Below are 2,909 nucleotides of genomic sequence, written 5' to 3'. Positions count from 1 at the left end.
CCCCTACACCGGCGACCAGCTGCGGCTTGCCCAGTTGCACGCCCAGCAGCTTGACCGTTCCGCTGACCGCCGAATTCTCGATGGAGCGGAAATCCGGTTTCCAGAGGAACTGGGCCACACCGCGCAACAGGATCATGATGCCGAAAGTCGTGAAGATCTGCGACAGCATGGGCGCGTTGATGATGCGCACGATCACCAGTTTGTACAGCAGCACGCCGAAGCCGAACAGCATGATCACTGTCAGCGGCAAGGTAAGCATGGGGTCCAGCGCATACAGGGAAAACAGCCAGAAGGCCGAGTACATGCCCAGCATGAGGAATTCCCCGTGCGCAAAGTTCACGATGTCCATGACGCCGAAAATCATGGTCAGGCCGATAGCCACCAGCGCGTAAATCAGCCCAATCAGCACGCCGGAGGCCAGCGTCTGAAGCAATATTTCCGTAGTCATGGTTGTCTCTTGGCTTTTTAGGTCAAAACTCGCGGCTTATTTGCGCTGGTCCCACTTGGGCATGGGCCAGGTCACTTCACGCGAGGCCATGTCGAACGGCCAGACCGTGTTGTATTTGCCGCCGATGATCTGCACCAGGATGCCCTGGCCCAGGGTGTTCTGGCCGGTCGCATCGAACTTCACACCCTTCCACGGCATGATCAGCTTGCTGCCGGGCATGTCGGTGGCGGCCAATGCCTTGCGGATAGCTTCGGGCTCGGTGGAGCCAGCACGGTTGATAGCGTCCGCCATCACCATCAGGCCGGTGAAAGTGCGCGAGGAATTGCCGGTGAAGTTGATCTTGTAGCGGCTGTTGAACAGGTCGTTGACCTGCTTGATCAGAGGATTGCGGTTGGCCAGGTCCAGCGCCCAGACTTCACGCGTGATGATGTAGTCGGCGTCCTTGCCGAGTGTCCTGATGAAATCGGTATCGGTGAAGCCCGCGTTGTTCGCCAGGATCATGTCCGGCGAAAAGCCGAGTTCCTTGTAGGTCTTGATCGACAGGATGGCATCGGCCGTGTAGGACGACTGCAGCACCAGGTTGGGGTTCGCCGCCTTGAGCGTCTGCACTTCCGAAGTCAGCTGCGTGGTTTTGGCCGGGTACATCACCTGCTTGACCAGGTTCTGCTTGAACTCGGGCGCGAGTTTGGTCTGCAGCTTGGTGGTTTCCGTGCCCCACAAGCCGTTTTCGTTGAGGCTGGCGACCACGCCCGCCTTGATGCCCTTTTTGGCTTCGAGTTCTTTCAGGAAATCAAAGGCGTTGTGCACAAACAGGTCGTCGTGCGGCGTGGTGCGAAAGAACCACTTGAAGTTGCGCTGCGTGAGCGATGCCGACGACGATTCAGGGTTCAGGAAAGGGATACCGGCGCGCTCGGCGATCTGGCTGGCCGTGGCGGTGACGGCGCTGTTATACGCACCCACGAGTGCCACGACTTTTTCCTGTGTGATCAGGCGCTCGGCTTCCGTAGCGCCAGTCTGCGGGTTGGCCTGGTGGTCGGCAAACACCAGCTTGATTTTTGCGCCCTTGAGGTTGGGCAAGCCTTTGCCGGCAGACAGCGGCAGCTCGGAAACACCGGGCGCACCGTTATTGATGATGTCGGCGGCGAGTTCCAGCGCGCTGCGCAGCTCGGCACCCACGGAGGCGGCCGGCCCGGTGAGCGGATAAAGCACACCGATTTTTATCTCTTGCTGTGCATGCACGCCAAAGGCCATGCCGGTTGATAGCAACACTGCGGCCACTTTGGCCCACCAAGATTTCTTCATGACGCACTCCTCGTAAAAACATGACGGTTGGATGACATGTGACGAAGTGTGCGATTAGCAAATGACGAAATCAAACAAGTAATTTTTTGCTTACGTCATCGATTTTTTCGATGATTGGTATTTACCCTGATGCACCTTTTTTGCCTGTTTTTGCAACCCTGGCCGCCGGCTTGCGACCCGTTTTGGTGCCGGCTCCCGTGCTCTCCGCGGCAAACTGCACGGCCGACCTGACCACCGTCTCAACCACCGATGAAGTCGGGTCGGTGCGGTAGCTCGCGTGGATCGGCAACGACTTCACACGGGTGTCGCAGGTGAGCAATTTCAGGCTGGCGAACCCCGTCAGGCGCTGGACCGCGATGCGCGGCAGCAGGGCCACGCCAAAGCCGCCCTGCACCAGCTGGACCATCGCGGAAATGGATGAAATGGCATGCACCTTTTTGGGTTCCATGCGGTGCTGCTTGAAGAGGTCGACCAGCGTGACGTGCGGCTGCGAGCCTTTCTGGAACGTCAGCAATTCCATTTCCGCAAGTTCATCCAGCCGGTAATTTCTTTTTTTATGCAGCGCCGGATTTCCCACAAACGCCATGTCCATGGGCGGCAAGGCCTGGTTGCGTACCCCGTCCGCCGACGCGGGCAATGCGGCAAACACCAGGTCCAGAGTGCCGCGTTGCACCTGGTCCATCAGGATGGGGGTGGTTTCCACCGTCAGCTCCAGCTCCAGGCCCGGATGGTCTACCCGGAGTTTTTCAAGCCAGGGAATCAGCCAGGAGTGCAGCACCGATTCGATGGCACCTATGCGCATCGATACCGCCATGGCCGCACCGGAACCCATCTCGTGTTTGACCTCGCGCTGCAGCTCCAGCAGCTTTTGCGCATAGACCAGGAAACGCGCGCCCGCGACGGTGAGCTTGAACTGCTTGTCGCGCCGGTCCAGCAGCAGGATGCCCAGCTCTTCTTCCAGTGTGGCGATCCGGCTGGACATGGCAGACTGCGTCAGGTAGAGCTTCTCCGCGGCGCGCGAGATACTTTTGAGCGAGGCAACCCAATAGAAAGCTTCAACAAAACGCAGGTTCATGGCGGGGCCTCAAGGTCGCAAAACAGGTAGGCGCCGGCTTTTCGGGGTATGCCCGGTGAACTGGCGCGGGATTTGCGTCTATCC

General features: G+C 59.0%; 3 protein-coding genes. All 3 read right to left on the bottom strand.

Going from position 1 to position 2,909, the window contains the following annotated elements:
- A partial coding sequence (locus AC1DWI_RS18605) for a branched-chain amino acid ABC transporter permease (RefSeq protein ID WP_477725413.1) occupies nt 1–448 on the bottom strand: 448 nt, incomplete at its 3' end.
- Between the two features lie 36 nt (nt 449–484).
- Complete coding sequence (locus tag AC1DWI_RS18600) at nt 485–1,750, bottom strand: ABC transporter substrate-binding protein (protein ID WP_457280039.1); 1,266 nt, start codon at nt 1,748–1,750, stop codon at nt 485–487.
- A gap of 121 nt (nt 1,751–1,871) precedes the next feature.
- Nucleotides 1,872–2,825, bottom strand: a complete 954-nt coding sequence (locus AC1DWI_RS18595; protein ID WP_477667966.1) for a LysR family transcriptional regulator — start codon at nt 2,823–2,825, stop codon at nt 1,872–1,874.
- Between the last annotated feature and the right edge of the window lie 84 nt (nt 2,826–2,909).

Source organism: Polaromonas sp. P3_C2 (genome assembly GCF_056402675.1).
The sequence above is the reverse complement of the archived record's forward strand: the minus strand, read 5'-3'. Positions and strand labels throughout refer to the sequence as shown.